This window comes from Microbacterium sp. BWR-S6Y (assembly GCF_041379845.1).
In the GTDB taxonomy this organism is placed as follows: Bacteria; Actinomycetota; Actinomycetes; order Actinomycetales; family Microbacteriaceae; genus Microbacterium; species Microbacterium hydrothermale.
Genome location: NZ_JBFECV010000004.1, coordinates 379,470 through 394,511 on the forward strand (window position 1 = coordinate 379,470; position 15,042 = coordinate 394,511).

Consider the following 15,042-nt stretch of genomic DNA (forward strand, 5'->3'; position numbering starts at 1 on the left):
CTGCTCTCGTGTCCCCGTGTGAGCCGGTGCCTTCGAGATTATGCGATGCCCCCGGGGCGCGCACGCGTCGCGAAGCGTCGGGTGAAATACGTCGCTGATCATCGCGATGAGTGGTTCGTAACTACGACGCTGTCTCGAGCGTCTTGAACGACGTCAACAGCTAGGAGGACTTCGTGGTCAATCGTTCCCGAGCCATCGTGCTCACGTCTGTAACCGTTCTTTCGACGGCGCTGCTCTGTGCGACTGTTCCGATCATCGGGGGCGGAGCACACGCGTCTGCCGTCACGACCGAGGCGGGGTGGGCTCTGTCCTCGAAGCACCCCGGCGTCGGCGGCGAGGTGTCGCGCGCCGGGGTCACGATCACCAGGCCTCTCGAGTCCTGAGGCGTCACCGTGACCCGCGACGTCGCCCTCCCGCGCGCGGAGGCGCTCGACCCGGTGAGTCGCTGACGGCGGCGGGTCGCGGGGGCCTCGAGAGGCCCTGGCCGGAGGAGAGGAGGTCTAGCGCGGGCGCCCGTGACGTGTCAGTTGCGTGCCGGTCGAGCGTTCCCCTCGCCCGCCGACTCCCTCCGGCGTCGTCGCGACCTCCGCTCGCCGGTTCCCGCGCCGACGCTCAGGCCGATCCACCGGTTGATGGCCTCTGCCTGCTTGACCGTCACACCGAGAGATGTCACCGTCCCGCCCAGCGTGTGCGCGACTCCTCCCGCTTCGAGGATGATCTCGCCGCTCTGCAGTATTCCGCTAGCCACGGGCCAGCCGAAGATGAAGAACACTCCTCCGTAGGGCTCCGACCGGCACCGCCGGATCGTCGAGCGGGGATACCTCTTCGTCGACCACCACGACCTGACGATCAGGCCGTCGTCATCCAGGTACAACCCCGTCCGGGGGAAACGCAGCCAGAGCGCGACGAGGAGCGAAGAAACGGCAACGCCCAAGAAGGCGACGGGGACGTGGACGTGCAAAGGATCCTCGAGAAAGCGAACGATCGAGACCACGGGGACAGCGATCAGCAGACCGGTCGCCGCGAGGAGCCGGGCCGCTCGACCGCGCAAACCCGTCGGGTGGAGTCGCACGGCCGTCGTCCGAGAGGTCGGCGCGTCGTCTTCGCCGTCGACGAAGGATGCCGCGAGATGCGCGTTCCTGCGCGCGATGAGCCGGCGCAGGTAGGGCACCAGGATCAGGCGTTCCGCCACGACGCCGAACACGGGCGACGACAGCTCGATCGTGTCGGTCATCGTCGTTCCGCCGTCCGGCGTCGCCTCGAAACGGTGCTCGTGGCGGAAGGAGCGGAACGGGCCCCTGATCTGCTCGTCGACGAACCGGGTGGGCGGGCGCATCTCCGTGATGCGGGCGGTCAGGGTGAACCAGACGCCGAAGTGCCGGGCGCGGAACGTGACCGTGTCGCCCCGCTCCATCACCCCCTGCGTGATCCCGGCGACGGCGCTCTCGCGGCTGCCGCGCATGGATGCGACGTGCGCCCCGATGTCGCGCGCGAGATCGAAGACCGCGGAGGGAGGGGCGTCGACGCGGGTGACGAGGGTGAAGCGGGAAGGCACGTCCTCATCATCCCGTGCCGTCCCCCTCAGGCCGCGAACCGGATCAGCCCGAGCGCGATCGCGGTGATGCCCGCGGTCCACAGCGCGATGGCGAGCGCCTGCCAGCCGATCACCCGCGCGGGCGAGACGCCGGTCGAGGTCAGCGCGGCGGCGGTGAACTGCGTGGGGAGCAGCAGGGGGCCGAGCAGGCTCACCCCGGGCGTCCCATAGCGGTGATAGGCCTTCTCGAACTTCTCCCGGCGCGCCGACGGCGTCGTCGAGGGTGCGCCGCGGCGCGTCGTGACGGCGGTGCGCACGCGAGAGGTCGCGAGCACGACGACACTCACGCAGAGGAGGTTGCCGAGCGCGCCGGCGAGGGCGGCGACGACCGGGTGGATGCCGCCGATGATGCCGATCGCGGCGGCTCCCTCTCCCTCGATGAAGGGCACGGCCCCCGCGAGGGCGACGATCAGGGGCTGCAGGAGGTCGGGGACGTCGGCGACGAGGCCTTGGAAGCCGAGGACGAGGTCGGTGATCGGGTTCGACATGGGGCGGGCTCCTGGGGTGAGGTCGCGGCGTGTTCCGCGGTGATCCCATCCCACTCGCCACGGGCTCGCGGGGGCAGTGCCGCGGTGTCACGGCCGCTCGGGAGAATGCGCCGAGGCGCCGGTGACGAATGTCACGGGTCCTTCTCCCGTGCCGCGCGGGCCGGTATCGTCGAGGACTCGCGCGACGACGAGGGGGCCATCGCATGGGGACGTTCGGATGGATCGAGTGGGTGTTCTGGGCGGCGATCGCCGTCGGGATCGTCGTGCGCCTGATCGTCGCGCTCCGCCGTCGTCGCACGAGGGGCCGCGACGCCCTGCGGTCGGCGTTCGGTCCCGTTGCCGATGCGGGAGCCGCGCAGTCGACGGCCTACGGCTGGACGCCCTCGTCGTCCACGGACCTGCCGGCCGTCTACGGCACGGTGCAGACCGGCGAGCCCGACCTCGATCGTCCGCGCGACCTGCCCGACCCGCCGGCATAGCGAACGGATAGCAACGCGCAGGGAGGGGTGAGGGTGCACGCCCCACACTCGGCGGCATGACCACCATCGACCCCGTTCCGTCCACCCCGCCCGAGGATGCGAAGGAAGCCCCGGTGACGCGCCGACCGCCCCTCACCCGCCGTCTCGTCGCCGGAATCGGCGCGGGAGCCCTCGTCGTCGGCCTGCTCGTCGGCGGAGGCGCGGGCTTCGCAATCGGGAACGCATCGGCCGCCGCCGCGGCGACCTCGGGCACGATGCCCGACTTCGGCGGAGGAACCCCTCCGCAGATGGGCGGCGACCGCCCCGACTTCGGCGGCGGCACACCTCCGCAGATGGGCGAGGACGGCCCGGGCGGCAGCGGGAGCACCGACGGCTCCACCGGCGGAGGCACCGACGGCTCCACCGGCGGCACGACCGACGACTCGGGCACGACGAGCTGACGGCGCGCTCCGTCCCGTCACCGCCGTGCGCGAGCGGTGATCACCTTCCCGGTCGGTGGCGGCATCCGCGATCATCGACACCATGGATGACACGCTCGACACCGCAGACCTCACCCACCTCCGCCGTGCGATCGAGCTGTCGGCGTCGGCGCGCGCCCACGGCAACCACCCCTTCGGAGCTCTGCTGGTCACCGCAGACGGGCGGGTGATCGAGGCAGAGAACACGGTGCTGACCGATCGCGACGTGACCGCCCACGCCGAGACCGTCCTCGTGCGGCGCGCGTGGCAGCAGGTGGATGCCGCCGGGGTCGCGGCATCCACCCTGTTCACCTCGTGCGAGCCGTGCGCGATGTGCTGCGGGGCGATCTTCTGGGCGGGGATCGGCCGGGTCGTCTACGCCCTCTCGGGCACGCGGCTCATCGCCATCGCGGGCGGAGAGGACGACGGCGCCGTGCTCGACCTGCCCTCGCGCGAGGTGTTCGCGCACGGCGGGCGGGCGATCGCGGTGTCGGGTCCGCACCTCGAAGACGACGCGGCCGCGCCGCACCACGGCTTCTGGGGCTAACCGGCCAGGTCGTCGAGCCACGACGATCGCAGTCGTAGTGCGCGTTCCACGCTCGCGAGCGCGACCGCGACGGTGACGGCCGCATTCGCGGCGGGCGTGAGGTGCAGCGGCGCGGTGAAGGTGCCGAGCGTGTCGGCGATCGGCGGGATGCGGGAGAGCGTCTCGATCAGCTGCGGGACGGTGAGGCACACCCCGGCCACGACGACGAGCAGAGACAGGATGCCGAGAGCCCGGCTCGCCCGCGGATGCGCGCGGTCGAGAGCGGCGCGTCGTCCCTCCGCGGACCGCGGGTGCGGCGAGAGCTGTCGCCGCTCACCGGTGTCGGAGACGACGTCGCACCGTTTGAGGCCGAAGGTCCCTGTCGCGACCTCGACGTGACCGCCGGGCACCGGGAACCGCGCGGGCAGACGCGAGACGGACGAGAGGGCGCCGTCGCGGAACAGTCGGGCGCGCACCTCGCCGTCCTCCGTGTCGCCGAGGTGCCGCACGTCGATCGTGTACGTCCGCGCCGTGCCGTCGGCATCCGGAATCCGCAGGGAGAGCTGCGAGCGGGTCAGCGCCTGCCACCACCGGAAGGGCGGGAGGGGACGCCCGTCCCCGCGGCGCGCCCGCCGCTCAGCCCACCGGGCGCGCAGGGACCGGGGTCGGCGCGAAGGACCGGGCGCGTTCACAGGAGCATCTCGCTGAGCGGGAAGACGAGGTAGCGCAGGGAGTACGCCTCCCACAGGGCGCCGACCACCAGCAGAGCCAGGGCGGGCAGAGCGAGGAGGCCGAGCCGGCGCACGCCGTTGCGATACCCCGCGCGACGGGTCGGGGCGCCCACGCGCGCCGGGCGGAGCCAATCGCGTCCGAGCAGAAGGGCGCCGAGCGCCAGCAATGCGTAGGCCTGCAACTCGATCACCACGGTGAGACTGTGCGGGATCATCGCGACCCAGGCGACCGGGGTGGACGGCACGAGCGTGATCCCGGTCTCGACGAGCCAGTACCCGAAGAAGACGAGACCGGCGAAGGGGATGACGAGCGAGGGGACGACGATCGTCGCCAGGCTCAGGCGCAGCACGTTCACGGCGAGGATCACGAGCGCGAACAGGGGTGCGGAGGAGGCGACCGCGGTGACGAGATCGCCGGTCCCGTCGCTGTCGAGAGCGGCCGCGCGGGCAGCCGGGAGGGCGGGGAACAGCAGGCCGACGACGAACCCGAGCGCGAGCAGACCGTAGGTCGCGGCGGTGACGATCGCCCAGGCGCGACGGTTCTCTCGGATCACGGCGAACGGGCGACGCCAGAGCGGCGATCGCGGGATCGTGGGGGAGGACATGCTCCCATCGCAGCCCGTCGGCGCCGTTCGCGGCAGTGTCGGGGTGTCACGATCCGAGGTGACATCCGTCAGGGGGGGGGCGTCGACCGGCGCCGTGGCTCGGACGGAGGCCACCCGCTCGAGCCTCTGCGCGCATGCGCGACGGCCGCGCCCCGGGGGGAGGAGACCCCGGGCCGCGGCCGTCGACCGTGACTTCTCAGCGTCGTGCGCCCATTCCACCTCCCATCCCGCCCGCGATGGCCTCGCCGGCGGTCACCGAGGTCGCAGTGCCGTCCACGCTCACCACGTACTCCTGGCCGTCGGCGATCGCCGACGACGAGAACACGACCGACCCGAACGTCTTCGTGGCGGTGTACTCGGCGATGACGGTGCCCGCGGCATCCGTGATCCGAACCGTCGAGCCCGCGGAACCCGAGGCGGTCGCGGCGAGCCATCCCTGCGCCGAGGACGCGTCGGGGGACTCAGCCATGCCGGTGCTGCCGATCGCGACGAGGGTGCCCCCGGTCACCGTGATGCCGCCGTTCGAATCGAGGGCGCCGTTGTTCTGCGAGGTGGGTCCGTAGACGGTGACCTCGCCCCCGGTCATCTCGATCGTTCCGTTGGAGTCGAGGCCGTCGCCGTCGGCGTCGACGATCAACGTCCCGCCCGAGATCGTGAGCGTCTCGCCCGAGTCCTGCATGCCGCCGCCGCCCATCCCTCCGTCCGTCGAGGTGGCGTTGCCCGAGGCGTTGACCCCGTCGTCGGACGAGGTGAGGCGCGTGACACCGCCGGCGATGCGGATGTCGGCCGACTCGATGCCCTCATACGACTGGGTGATCGTCACGTCGCCGCCCGAGATCGCCAGCGCGGTCTCGGAATGGATGCCGTCGTCGTCCGTCGCGAGAGAGACGGTTCCTCCCGTGATCAGGGCGTCCGTCCACGCGTCGATGCCGTCGTCGGCGGCGGTGGCGTCGATGGTGCCGCCGGCGATCCACACGTATCCCTGGGCGGCGTCGTCCTGCTGATCGCTCTTGAGGGCATCGCCCCCGGCGGTGAGCGTGAGGGTTCCGTCCGTCACGACGAGGGAGTCCTTGCCGCGCAGGGCGTCGTCGGCGGCGTCCACCGTGATCGTGCCTCCGATGATCGCGAGGTCGTCGGTGGCCGAGATGCCGTCGTTTCCGGTGTCGGTGACCGTCAGCGATCCGGAGCCGGAGACGGTGAGGTCGCTGTCGGCGTAGATCGCGGCACTCGCGTCGGCGTCGGCCGAGCTGGCAGCCGTGACGGCGTTCGCGGAACCCGCGGCCAGGTTGATCGCGACGTCATCGGCGGTGACCACCTGGATCGCCGAACCCGAGACGTTCTCGATCTCGGCGCCGTCGAGCACGAGCACGACCTGCGCGTCGTCGGGGGCGGCGACCACGAACTGTCCCTCGAGGGTGCCGGTGAATCGGTAGACGCCGGCGGCGGTGATGGTGACAGTGGATCCGTCGACGCTCACCCCCGCCGACTCGCTGGACGCGGTCGACCCCGAGAGGGTCACGGTCTCGGCATCCGCGAGGTTCCACTCGTCGTCGCGCACGACGGTGCCGTCGGCGTTCGCCGCGAGCAGTTCGGCGGCGGCCGCGGGGATCGTCGAGTCGACGTCGGAGATGGTCTCCACGCTCGACGCGGCGGCGCTCTGCGCCGTGCCGGTGGGCTGCGCGGTGACGGCGCATCCGGCGAGAACGAGCCCCGCGAGGGCGAGGGGAAGGGCGAGGGGGATCAGACGGCGGCGCATGAGGCGTCCTTTCGAGAGGGGGAGGCGGAGGAGAAGGGACCGGAGAGCACGCGGGTCCAGCGGTTGCGGGGGAGGTCGGCGCGCAGGGCCGCCATCCCCGTGGCGTATTTGCTGATGCGCTGCGGGCGGTGACCCGCGTGCCACAGCGCACGGTCGAAGGCGCCCGCCTGACCGGGGGATTTGGTCTCGACGATCGCGAAGCGCGGGAGGGTGAAACCCCCGCCGTCTGCATCGATCCACTGCAGGTCGAGATCGATCGTGGCGCGAGAGGGCGTGCGGCCCGGCAGCAGCAGCGTCGTCCGCCGGTACAGGGTCTGCAGTCGCGCGTCGAGGTCGGCGGCGCGGGCGGGTTCGACACCGATCGCCCCGAGGGCATCGGCAACCTCGTCACGGGCCTCGGTCGTGAGCCGGTCGGCCGCGTCGAGGTCGTACGCGTCGCGCTCCTTGCGAGTGAGGCCGCGCGCTCCGCGCGTCTTCATCTCGAGGAACGCCGCTCCCGTGTCGACGTACGTGCGCGTGCGGAGCTTGAACCGGCGGCGGCGACCGTGCGCGGCGAGGCGGTAACTCAACAGGTCGGGGGTGTCGAAGTACACCGAGCGGTACGCCAGTTCGCGCTCGCCGTCGATCTCGAGGGCGGCCGGCGCGTCGGACGAACGCCCCAGGTCGTGCAGGAGGGATGCCGCGGCATCCATCGGCACGACGTACTTGCGGTCGACGCGGGTCAGCAGGGCCGCGTCGGTCGTCAGGGCGTCGAGGCCGATCGTGGGGAGGGCGGCGATCGCGGCACCGGCCCGGTCGCGGGCGGTCATCGGGTGCCCCCGAGCAGGTCGGCGAACGTGGAGTCGCGATCGGCGGCGGGGGTCGCCTCGAGCCGCGTGCCGAGGCCGGAGTCCACCGTCGTGCGCGTCGCCGCGACGCCGAGGCGGTAGCGCACGTCGACCAGCGTGGTGTCGTCGACGAGATCGAGCTGCTGCACGGTGAGCGCGGTGACCTCGCCGCCGAGGAGCCGCTCGAGCTCGCCGCGCAGCTCGGTCTCGTCGGCGATCGCGCGGTCGAGGTGCACGGTCTGGTGGCGGGAGCGGGAGAGCAGCCGCGGGTGGTCGGCGACGGCGAGCACGGCCACGATCAGTCCGACCAGCACGAGGGGGGTCGCGAGATCGGTGTGCGGGAGTCCGCAGATGAGTCCGATCGCGAGAGCCGCGAAGTAGTAGGCCACCTCGCGCTGAGTGATCTCACTCGAGCGCAGCCGGATGATCGAGAGGACCCCGAACAGGCCGAGGCCGAGGCCGAGGGCCACCTCGGCGGTGCCGAGCACCGAGGCGACGGCCAGCACTCCGACGTTGACGCCGAGGAAGGCCACGACGAGGTCGCGGCGCCGGTGTCGCTGGAAGTAGACGGCGCTCAGCAACACGGCGGCGATCAGGTCGGTGGCGGTGAGGATCAGGGCGGTGATGGTCATGAGGAGGAGCTCCTTGCGGGGGTGAGGGGGGAGGGGACGGATGCCGACGGGGCGGCGCGTCTGGGGGTCGCGGTCCCGTCGACAGGCTCAGGGACGTGGGCCGGAGGGGCGGCGACTGTGGGACCGGGGCGTGCGCCACCCGACGTCGGGCGTGAGATCGGCGGACCGCCGAAGGCACCGGCATCCGTTCGCGGGAAGACGAGCGAGCGCTGGACGCCGTAGCTGAGGACGAACAGCACGCCCTCGGTGACGACTTTCGCCGGCAGCAGGGCGAGACCGTTGTCGGTGAGGAACGACATCCACGCGACGTTCGACGCCAGAAGCGCCAGCGCGAGCACGCCGTAGCGCACGGCCTGCCCGTGCATCGGCCCGCCCCGCGCGCGGAAGACCACGCGACGGTTCACGACGAAGTTCGCGGTCGCCGACAGCACCCGCGCCGCGATGATCGAGGGGACGAGCCATCCGGTCAGCGCCTGCAGCACGAGAAGGGCCAGCGTGTCGACCACGAAGGCGGCCAGCGACGACGCCGCGAACAGCAGCACCGGCAGCAGCACCCGCAGCGAGTCGCGCACGGGCCGGAAGTGGCTCGACGCGTTGTCGTCGAGGTAGACCGTGTCGATGGGAACCTCGTGCGTGGCGACGAGGTCGGGCGCGAGGCGCAGCAGCATCCGCTGCTCGTACTCGAAACCGTCACCCGGAATGCCGAGCGCCCAGGCGATGCGGTCCGACGGGATGCCGCGAAGACCGGTCTGCGTGTCGCTCACCCGCCGACCCGTCGCCATGCGGAAGACGCCGCGCGCCACCGTATTGCCGACGCGGCTGCGCCACGGCACCGCGCCGTCGAAAGCGCGAACGCCCAGGACGAGCGCGCTGCGCGCGGCACCGGCATCGGTGCGCAGGGCCTCGGCGACACGGCACACGTCGGCGGGCGTGTGCTGCCCGTCGGCGTCGGCGGTGACCACGTCGGCATCCGGATCGTGGGCACGGACATGAGCGAGCCCGGTCTTCAGCGCCGCGCCCTTGCCGCGGTTGTCGGGATGGGCGAGCACGCGCGCGCCGGCGTCGCCGACCGCGGCGAAGACGGGCTCGAACGACGGCCCGCTGCCGTCGTCGACGACGAGCACCTCGAGGTCGGGGTCGGCGGCGCGCAGGTCGCGCACGAGCCCCGGCAGGCGCGGGCCCGGTTCGTAGGCGGGGATGAGCACGAACATCGCTCAGCCCGCCACGTAGAGGATGTCGCTGGTGCCGCGCTCGCCGCCGTTGGAGGGGGAGTTCACCACCCGACCGTTGAAGTACATGGTCGACGAACCGCCGCCGTCGAGGTTGTAGGCGGTGGTCGCGCCGAGCGAGAGCATGATGTCGGCGAGCTCGGGCAAGGTCACTCCCGCGCTGTATCCCTCCTGCCGGCCGTCGACGACGACGAAGACGAGGTGGTTGTCGTCGATGACGCCGACGGCGGTGCGTGGCTGGTCGCCCTGGATCGAGTGGTTGCCGACGTTCGTGTCGACCTCGACGTCGTCGATCCCGTCGACCACCGTGCCGCCCTGCACGATGGCGGGCCCGAAGCTGAGGGTGTTCCAGACCCCGGATGCCACGAGCGCATCGGCCGTGGTCTGCGTCTCGTCGTACACCTCGACGTGCCCGTCGGCGTAGAAGGCGAGTCCGTCGCGTGCCCCCTCGTCGCGGTAGGCCACTCCGTTGCGGATCTCGATGCCGGTAGAGCGGAATCCGTAGTAGTCGCCGTTGATGGCGAAGATCGCGCCGTTCGCCGCGGCGATCTCGCTCGTGGTCTGCGTGATGTTCTCGCCGAACTGGTTGTTCGCGAACGCCGATCGCAGGGCAGTGGCATCGCTCAGGATGACGTCGGCGACGTAGTACGTCACGGTGCTCGAGCCCGTTCCCGAGGTCATCGTCGCCAGGGTCACCGAGGTCGACCCGTCATCGAAGGTGGAGTCGGTCACGGTCGCGGGCCCCGCCGCCCCGGCCTGCGCCTCGGTCCCGGTCGACACGCTCGAGTGCTCGGCCTCGTACGCGGCGACGTCGGTGACCTCGACGTGGGGGATCAGGAAGCGATCCGCGGCCCACCACGCGGCTCCGCCCGCGCCGAGGACGACGGCGAGCCCGGCCGTGAGGAACGTGCGACGGGCGACACCCCGTCGGGGGGTCGACGTCGGGGCCTCGGGCGTGGGGCCGGCCGGATCGGTCTCGGAGGAGTGGTCTGCGGGGTGCATGGCTCCACGAAAGGCGTCGCGCCCTCACCGCACCTGGGGTGGGCCCTATCCGCCGCCAAGAAAAGCTATGCGGGGGCGATGAATCTTCGAGGGGCCGGCCGGGACCCGCGCGCGGGGCTGCCCCGAGCGCTCGCCGCTTCGGAGCGTCGGCTCCGCCCCACCCGTGACGAATGTCACGGCCGTACAGTGGCCGGGGTGAGCACACCCCCGGCCGCCTACGCCCGCGACGTGCGCGTGACGTGGTGGTACACCGCCTCGTCGATCCTCTTCCTACACGTCTTCGCGGCCCTCATGTGGACGCTCGCGGTGTTCGTCGGCGGCACCCCGGCCGCGCTCGCGGTGAACCTGCTCGGGGTCGCCGGGTCGGCGGCATCCGCTGTCCTGCTCCTCGTGCGCTACCGTCGCGAGCCGCTCGACGACGCCGACGACGCCGGGCGCCGGCGCCGGTGGCCGCTCGTCGTGCTCGGGATCGTCGCGGCGGTCGCGATGGGGGTCTCGGCCGGATCGGTCCTGCTCGGCGTGGGGTTCGCGGCGCAGACGCTGTGCCTCGTGCGGTGGCACGGCGGGGTGCGCCTGCGACTCGCGGTGCTGTCGATCGCGGTCATCGTCGTGGTGTGGTTCGTCGAGGCGAGCCGTGTGAACCCGGAGGGGTACATCGCGGTCTTCTCGTTGCCGTTCTTCGTGGCCCTGCTCCCCGCGTTGACGGCCACGTCGCTGTGGTGGTGGGACATCGTCCGCGAACTCGACCGCGCCCGTCGCGCCGAGGGGCGCCTCGCCGCCGCCCAGGAACGCCTCCGTCTCGCCGGCGACCTGCACGACCTGCAGGGCCACCACCTGCAGGTCATCGCGCTGCAGCTCGAGCTCGCCGAGAAGATGATGCCGCGCGACCCCGACGCGGCGATCGAACAGGTGCGCGCCGCGCGGGCCAGCGTCGACGACGCCCGCCGCGGCACCCGCGACCTCGCGGCGCGGTTCCGCGGAGTGCCCCTCCCCGACGAACTCGCCAACGCCGCCGACCTGCTGCGCGCCGCCGGCCTCACGGTCGACCTGCTCGTCGACACCGCCGCCGACCGCGCCCCGGCCGACGTGCTCGGACCGGTCGTGCGCGAGTCCACGACGAATGTGCTCAAGCACGGCGGCGGGGTCTCGGCATCCCTCTCCCTCGCCCGACACCAGGGGGCGTGGGTGCTCGTCGTCGAGAACGATTCGCGCGGCGCGGCCTCTCCCGTGGGCGACGGGGCGGGGCTGTCCGGCATCGCCGACCGCGTGGGAGCGGTCGGGGGAACGATGGATGCCACCCGCCTCGACGACCGTTTCCGCCTCACCGTCCAGGTGCCCGAGGAGGCCGCCGCATGATCCGCGTGCTCATCGCCGACGACGAGGACATGATCCGCACGGCCCTCGCCGCCCTGCTCCGCCTCGAGGACGACCTCGAGGTCGTCGCCGAATGCCGCGACGGCGAGAGCGCGCTCGCCGAGGCCGAACGACTGCGCCCCGACGTGTGCCTGCTCGACCTCGAGATGCCCGGCCTCGACGGTGTCGACACGGCCGCGCGCATCCTCCGCCGCGTGCCGTCGCGGTGCGTGATCGTCACGCGGCACGCGCGACCCGGCGTGCTGCGACGCGCGCTCGGTGCGGGGGTCGACGGCTTCCTGCCCAAATCCCGACCCGCGGACGACGTGGCCGCGGTGATCCGCGAGGTGGCGGCGGGCCGCCGGTACGTCGATCCCGAGATCGCCGCCGACGCGCTCAGCGACGAACGCAGCCCCCTCACCGACCGCGAGCTCGACGTGCTGCGCGCCGGGGCGCGTGGCGAGACGGTCGCCGAGATCGCGGCCGCGCTGCACCTGTCACCCGGGACCGTGCGCAATCACGTGTCGTCGGTGCTCGGCAAGCTCGGACTCGCGAGTCGTCAGCAGGCGACGATCCACGCGGGGGAGCGGGGGTGGATCTGATTCAGCAGTCGATGGCGGCACTTTTCATCTGCCCGATGATGGTGCCTAAGTCCCCGTAGTCGGCCATTTGCGAACCCCCTGAATCGGTCGACGGAAGGGACGAGAGCAATGCCGCCCCTCAGTGGGGTAGGCACATGCCTCACAGATTTCGAGGCATCATGAGCACGAAGTTCCTTTCCGACGGGTCACGGAGGTCACTCATGTCGAACGAGTCCGCGACACGAATTCCCGGTGCTCGACCGAGAGGCGGCGGCCGGACCATTGCCGCCCTCGTCGTGGGCATCGCGGCGGCCATCGTCGCGGGACTGCTCATCGTGCCCTACCTCGCCCGTCCGGGACTGGTGGCTCTGCCCGTGCTCGCGCTGGCTCTCGCCGTGGTGGGCGTCGTGCTCGCGGTTCGTGCACGGAGGCAGACGGGGCTTCGCACGCGGGGGCGAACGGCTTTGGTGTCATCGCTGGTCGCCCTGGTCGTCGACGTGGTCCTGATCGTGGTCTTCGTGGGGACCATCGCGGGTCTCGGCCTCGCGAGCGTCGAACTCCGGGCCACGGGCCCAGACGACAACACGGTCACGTTCTCCAGTGCAACGGAACAGCGAACGCTCCAGTGGGGGCCCGAGGGTCGTGCCCAGTTCAACACCTCGGGCACGTGGACGGAGATCACGGTGACGGCGCCTGCGGACAGCGCCGACCAGAACGTGAGCTGTGAGATCGTCTGGAACGGCGAGGTCGTCGTCGACGAGAGCTCGGGCTCGGGAACGGTCACCTGCCGCTACGACGCGGGCTGATCGACGGTCGAGGAGGGCTCTCGCCCGTGCCCGACCGCTCTCGCGTCGACCGGGCCGGAGTCGATCGTGCCTGTGTGCTCTTCCCCTGCCTCCGAGCGCACGTTCTCCTGGCCGATGCCGCCTGGGCGATCGTCCGCGACCCGTGGCGGAGGGGCGCCGGTACGTCGATCCCGATTCGCGGCGGCGCTGCACCTGTCACCCGGGACGGTGCGCAATCACGTGTCGTCGGTGCTCAGTAAGCTCGGGCTCGCGATTCGTCAGCAGGCGACGATTCATGCGCGGGAGCGGGGGTGGGTCTGATGGTCGACGGGGATGAAGGGGTGCGATTCGCCTCGTCCGCCGATGCGGGCGCGATCGAGCGGATCGAGAACGATGCCGACCGTCTGCTCATCGACCGTCTCGCCCCCGCGGACTGGCCCGCCGCGGAGGCGGGTACCGCACGCGTGGCGGGGCCGGGGTTCGTTCTCGTCGCCGTCGGCGAAGGGGGCACGGTCGTCGGATTCGCGCACGTCACGGAGGTCGCGGGACTCTGTCATCTCGAACAGTTGTCCGTCGATCCCACGTCTTCACGCCGCGGCTGGGGCCGGCGGCTGCTGATCGCCGCGATGCGGGTGGCCCGAGAGCGCGCCCACGAGCGGATGACGCTTCGTACCTATGCGGACGTCCCGTGGAACGCCCCCTTCTACGCCACCGCGGGCTTCGTCGAGGAGACCCCCGTCACCGCTTTCCACCGCGGATTGGTCGACGTCGAGCGTCGACTCGGGCTCGATGCTCATGGTCGGCGGGTGCAGATGGCGGTTGATCTGACGCGGCGGCCGCGGTTCCGCGCAGCAGTGAGCTGACTCGTGGTCACGCGCCCGGCGCATCGCCCCCTTCGGACCCCCCGCGTGATAGGTGGGCCGGACACGGCAGAGACGGCGAAACCCTTCTCGCGGCCGACCCCCGGACGGCCGACCGGCCCCGAGGCCGAGCCGCTCACCGGGCGGCGTGCAGGAACTGCTCCTGCCCCAGCCGCGGACGCGAGGAGGCGATGCCCCGCATACGCGTGACGTGACTCTCCGCGAAGACGCGGAGCAGCTTGACGCTGACGCCGAGCTCCTCGGCGAGTTCGGCTCCGCTCAGTCCGATGGCCTCGAGCTGAGCGAGACGCCCGGGGTCGATGAGGATCCGGGCGGCGAAGACGTCGGCGGCGGCCTCGGCTTCGAGGTCGTCGGCTCCGCGATGATCGTAGAAGGCGTGTCCGAGTTCGTGCGCGATCACGCATGAACGTTCGACGGGAGTGAGTCGGGCGTCGTAGACGACTCGGCGTCGTTCGTGGTCGTAGAAGCCCCGGTACGGCTCGGGCAGGTGGGCTTCGCAGACGCTCACGCCCAGCTGACGTGCGATGCGCAGGAGTTCCGTCACCGTTCCCCTCAATCCGTCGCGGCGATCCGATCGTCGGTGTTGGCGGCGTCGCGTCGACCGGGAGCGACGTGGCCGAGATAGATCACGGCGTCCGCTTCGTCGAGGGTACGAGGGGGTTCCGACACCGACGCGAGGAGCTTCTGCAGACCGTCCTGTGGACTGCTCGGACCCGTCCGTCCGTCCGCGCCGTAGTCCTGCAGGGCCATGTCGACGATGTCCCGCGCGGAGACCCGGAGGGCGGCGGCGATGCGCTCGAGCTCGGAGACCGTCGTCTCGTTCACCCCGTCTTCGCGTCGTTTCAGGTTGGACAGAGGGATGCCGGTGCGGGCGGCGAGCGTCTCCCTGTTGAGATCGCGTCGCGCCCGCGCACTCCGGATCGCCGCACCCAGATGCTTATCGAACGGGTGCGGCGTCTTTCTCGTGCGAGCCATGTGCTCAGCGTAGGGGAGTGGCTCGTGGCGATGAGCGGGTGAAATGGCTTGAGGAAGTCAAAAATGACTAGCTAGCATTCACACATGCGCACAAATGGGCAATCAGACGCCTCGTTCGAGCACGGTTACGCCGAGGCCGG

At 71.5% G+C, this 15,042-nt stretch carries 19 protein-coding genes; 8 read left to right on the top strand and 11 right to left on the bottom strand.

What is annotated here, in order from left to right; translation table 11 throughout:
* Positions 1-523: 523 nt before the first annotated feature.
* Together AB1K56_RS11320 and AB1K56_RS11325 are read right to left on the bottom strand one after the other, a co-directional pair.
* Positions 524-1,555 carry an SRPBCC family protein gene (locus tag AB1K56_RS11320; protein WP_371205710.1) on the bottom strand — a complete coding sequence of 344 codons (1,032 nt, stop codon included), beginning with the start codon at positions 1,553-1,555 and terminating at the stop codon, positions 524-526.
* Positions 1,556-1,581: 26 nt separating this feature from the next.
* Complete coding sequence (locus AB1K56_RS11325; protein WP_371205711.1) at positions 1,582-2,082, bottom strand: small multidrug efflux protein; 501 nt, start codon at positions 2,080-2,082, stop codon at positions 1,582-1,584.
* A gap of 203 nt (positions 2,083-2,285) precedes the next feature.
* Here AB1K56_RS11325 and AB1K56_RS11330 point away from each other — a divergent pair, with 203 nt between their 5' ends.
* From AB1K56_RS11330 to AB1K56_RS11340, 3 genes are all read left to right on the top strand, one after another.
* Positions 2,286-2,561 (top strand): hypothetical protein, encoded by a 276-nt coding sequence (locus AB1K56_RS11330; protein WP_371205712.1) that lies wholly within the window; start codon positions 2,286-2,288, stop codon positions 2,559-2,561.
* Between the two features lie 56 nt (positions 2,562-2,617).
* Positions 2,618-3,001 (top strand): hypothetical protein, encoded by a 384-nt coding sequence (locus tag AB1K56_RS11335; protein WP_371205713.1) that lies wholly within the window; start codon positions 2,618-2,620, stop codon positions 2,999-3,001.
* Positions 3,002-3,083: 82 nt separating this feature from the next.
* Positions 3,084-3,566: a nucleoside deaminase gene (locus AB1K56_RS11340; protein WP_371205714.1), complete on the top strand. Its 483-nt coding sequence runs from the start codon at positions 3,084-3,086 to the stop codon at positions 3,564-3,566.
* Here the strand turns inward: AB1K56_RS11340 and AB1K56_RS11345 are convergent.
* From AB1K56_RS11345 to AB1K56_RS11375, 7 genes are all read right to left on the bottom strand, one after another.
* The gene (locus tag AB1K56_RS11345; protein WP_371205715.1) at positions 3,563-4,237 is read right to left on the bottom strand and encodes a hypothetical protein; all 675 of its coding nucleotides are present in this window, start codon (positions 4,235-4,237) and stop codon (positions 3,563-3,565) included. The two genes, AB1K56_RS11340 and AB1K56_RS11345, sit on opposite strands and share 4 nt — an antisense overlap.
* A complete protein-coding gene (locus AB1K56_RS11350) occupies positions 4,234-4,881 on the bottom strand; it encodes a hypothetical protein (RefSeq protein ID WP_371205716.1) in 648 nt (215 codons plus the stop codon). Before AB1K56_RS11350 ends, AB1K56_RS11345 begins: the two co-directional genes overlap by 4 nt.
* A 196-nt stretch (positions 4,882-5,077) precedes the next feature.
* A complete protein-coding gene (locus AB1K56_RS11355) occupies positions 5,078-6,637 on the bottom strand; it encodes a carbohydrate-binding domain-containing protein (protein WP_371205717.1) in 1,560 nt (519 codons plus the stop codon).
* Entirely contained in the window at positions 6,622-7,446 is an 825-nt protein-coding gene (locus tag AB1K56_RS11360; RefSeq protein WP_371205718.1) for a polyphosphate polymerase domain-containing protein, read from the bottom strand. Before AB1K56_RS11360 ends, AB1K56_RS11355 begins: the two co-directional genes overlap by 16 nt.
* On the bottom strand, positions 7,443-8,096 hold the full coding sequence (locus tag AB1K56_RS11365) for a DUF4956 domain-containing protein (protein ID WP_371205719.1): 654 nt from the start codon (positions 8,094-8,096) through the stop codon (positions 7,443-7,445). Before AB1K56_RS11365 ends, AB1K56_RS11360 begins: the two co-directional genes overlap by 4 nt.
* Entirely contained in the window at positions 8,093-9,307 is a 1,215-nt protein-coding gene (locus tag AB1K56_RS11370) for a glycosyltransferase (RefSeq protein WP_371205720.1), read from the bottom strand. Before AB1K56_RS11370 ends, AB1K56_RS11365 begins: the two co-directional genes overlap by 4 nt.
* 3 nt (positions 9,308-9,310) lie before the next feature.
* Positions 9,311-10,327 carry a phosphodiester glycosidase family protein gene (locus AB1K56_RS11375; RefSeq protein ID WP_371205721.1) on the bottom strand — a complete coding sequence of 339 codons (1,017 nt, stop codon included), beginning with the start codon at positions 10,325-10,327 and terminating at the stop codon, positions 9,311-9,313.
* A 195-nt stretch (positions 10,328-10,522) separates the two neighbouring features.
* On the opposite strand from AB1K56_RS11375, the gene AB1K56_RS11380 reads away from it, so the two are divergent.
* From AB1K56_RS11380 to AB1K56_RS11400, 5 genes are all read left to right on the top strand, one after another.
* Complete coding sequence (locus AB1K56_RS11380) at positions 10,523-11,683, top strand: sensor histidine kinase (RefSeq protein ID WP_371205722.1); 1,161 nt, start codon at positions 10,523-10,525, stop codon at positions 11,681-11,683.
* A complete protein-coding gene (locus tag AB1K56_RS11385; protein ID WP_371205723.1) occupies positions 11,680-12,282 on the top strand; it encodes a DNA-binding response regulator in 603 nt (200 codons plus the stop codon). Before AB1K56_RS11380 ends, AB1K56_RS11385 begins: the two co-directional genes overlap by 4 nt.
* A gap of 200 nt (positions 12,283-12,482) precedes the next feature.
* Positions 12,483-13,067: a hypothetical protein gene (locus AB1K56_RS11390; protein ID WP_371205724.1), complete on the top strand. Its 585-nt coding sequence runs from the start codon at positions 12,483-12,485 to the stop codon at positions 13,065-13,067.
* Between the two features lie 114 nt (positions 13,068-13,181).
* Complete coding sequence (locus AB1K56_RS11395) at positions 13,182-13,367, top strand: response regulator transcription factor (RefSeq protein WP_371205725.1); 186 nt, start codon at positions 13,182-13,184, stop codon at positions 13,365-13,367.
* Entirely contained in the window at positions 13,367-13,909 is a 543-nt protein-coding gene (locus AB1K56_RS11400; RefSeq protein WP_371205726.1) for a GNAT family N-acetyltransferase, read from the top strand. Before AB1K56_RS11395 ends, AB1K56_RS11400 begins: the two co-directional genes overlap by 1 nt.
* Positions 13,910-14,042: 133 nt before the next feature.
* On the opposite strand, the gene AB1K56_RS11405 is transcribed toward AB1K56_RS11400, so the two are convergent.
* Together AB1K56_RS11405 and AB1K56_RS11410 are read right to left on the bottom strand one after the other, a co-directional pair.
* Positions 14,043-14,471, bottom strand: coding sequence for an ImmA/IrrE family metallo-endopeptidase (locus tag AB1K56_RS11405; RefSeq protein WP_371205727.1), 429 nt, complete (start codon positions 14,469-14,471; stop codon positions 14,043-14,045).
* A gap of 8 nt (positions 14,472-14,479) precedes the next feature.
* Positions 14,480-14,902 carry a helix-turn-helix domain-containing protein gene (locus tag AB1K56_RS11410; protein ID WP_371205728.1) on the bottom strand — a complete coding sequence of 141 codons (423 nt, stop codon included), beginning with the start codon at positions 14,900-14,902 and terminating at the stop codon, positions 14,480-14,482.
* Positions 14,903-15,042: the final 140 nt, after the last annotated feature.

What these genes read in the sequence shown, in the direction of transcription:
- AB1K56_RS11325 (WP_371205711.1), bottom strand. Translation starts at nt 2,082, where the DNA reads ATGTCGAACCCGATCACCGACCTCGTCCTCGGCTTCCAAGGCCTCGTC.
- AB1K56_RS11330 (WP_371205712.1), top strand. Translation starts at nt 2,286, where the DNA reads ATGGGGACGTTCGGATGGATCGAGTGGGTGTTCTGGGCGGCGATCGCC.
- AB1K56_RS11335 (WP_371205713.1), top strand. Translation starts at nt 2,618, where the DNA reads ATGACCACCATCGACCCCGTTCCGTCCACCCCGCCCGAGGATGCGAAG.
- AB1K56_RS11340 (WP_371205714.1), top strand. Translation starts at nt 3,084, where the DNA reads ATGGATGACACGCTCGACACCGCAGACCTCACCCACCTCCGCCGTGCG.
- AB1K56_RS11350 (WP_371205716.1), bottom strand. Translation starts at nt 4,881, where the DNA reads ATGTCCTCCCCCACGATCCCGCGATCGCCGCTCTGGCGTCGCCCGTTC.
- AB1K56_RS11355 (WP_371205717.1), bottom strand. Translation starts at nt 6,637, where the DNA reads ATGCGCCGCCGTCTGATCCCCCTCGCCCTTCCCCTCGCCCTCGCGGGG.
- AB1K56_RS11360 (WP_371205718.1), bottom strand. Translation starts at nt 7,446, where the DNA reads ATGACCGCCCGCGACCGGGCCGGTGCCGCGATCGCCGCCCTCCCCACG.
- AB1K56_RS11365 (WP_371205719.1), bottom strand. Translation starts at nt 8,096, where the DNA reads ATGACCATCACCGCCCTGATCCTCACCGCCACCGACCTGATCGCCGCC.
- AB1K56_RS11370 (WP_371205720.1), bottom strand. Translation starts at nt 9,307, where the DNA reads ATGTTCGTGCTCATCCCCGCCTACGAACCGGGCCCGCGCCTGCCGGGG.
- AB1K56_RS11375 (WP_371205721.1), bottom strand. Translation starts at nt 10,327, where the DNA reads ATGCACCCCGCAGACCACTCCTCCGAGACCGATCCGGCCGGCCCCACG.
- AB1K56_RS11385 (WP_371205723.1), top strand. Translation starts at nt 11,680, where the DNA reads ATGATCCGCGTGCTCATCGCCGACGACGAGGACATGATCCGCACGGCC.
- AB1K56_RS11390 (WP_371205724.1), top strand. Translation starts at nt 12,483, where the DNA reads ATGTCGAACGAGTCCGCGACACGAATTCCCGGTGCTCGACCGAGAGGC.
- AB1K56_RS11395 (WP_371205725.1), top strand. Translation starts at nt 13,182, where the DNA reads ATGCCGCCTGGGCGATCGTCCGCGACCCGTGGCGGAGGGGCGCCGGTA.
- AB1K56_RS11400 (WP_371205726.1), top strand. Translation starts at nt 13,367, where the DNA reads ATGGTCGACGGGGATGAAGGGGTGCGATTCGCCTCGTCCGCCGATGCG.
- AB1K56_RS11410 (WP_371205728.1), bottom strand. Translation starts at nt 14,902, where the DNA reads ATGGCTCGCACGAGAAAGACGCCGCACCCGTTCGATAAGCATCTGGGT.